General features: G+C 29.3%; 1 protein-coding gene. It reads right to left on the reverse strand.

Annotation, left to right across the window (positions count from 1 at the left end; genetic code table 11):
* Window positions 1-112: IS3 family transposase (locus tag LQ693_RS13860; RefSeq protein WP_481817101.1), on the reverse strand; the 112-nt coding region annotated here is incomplete at its 3' end.
* Between the last annotated feature and the right edge of the window lie 304 nt (window positions 113-416).

A 416-nucleotide genomic window follows, 5' to 3' on the forward strand; every position in this document is an offset into this window, starting at 1 on the left:
GTACTTTTTTATGATTTACGATAAGACCTCTATTTCTTAGTGCTTGTGTAACACGACGATAACCATAGGTATGGTTTGATTCTTCACATATCTCTTTTATTACTTGAATCAATGTTTCATCTTTATCAGCTTTACTAAGTTGATTTATCCAATAATAGTATACAGATTTAGCTATTTGAACGACTTTAAATAAGATACTTAATCGTATATTATATATTTCATGTAATGCCTTAATGCCCTTTACTATTTCTGATTTTTGCTTCCGTAAATGTCGGTCAAGGCCTGTAACTTTTTTTGATAGGCTATACCTGCCTTTAATGTTTCAACTTCATTTCTAAGTCTTTCAAGTTCTTCACGTTCATTTTCATTTAAAGGTAAATTTTTATTATCTGATTTAGCTCGTTTTTTAGTCATAG

The sequence above is a fragment of the Mammaliicoccus sp. B-M6 genome (genome assembly GCF_022386965.1).
In the GTDB taxonomy this organism is placed as follows: Bacteria; Bacillota; Bacilli; order Staphylococcales; family Staphylococcaceae; genus Mammaliicoccus; species Mammaliicoccus sciuri_A.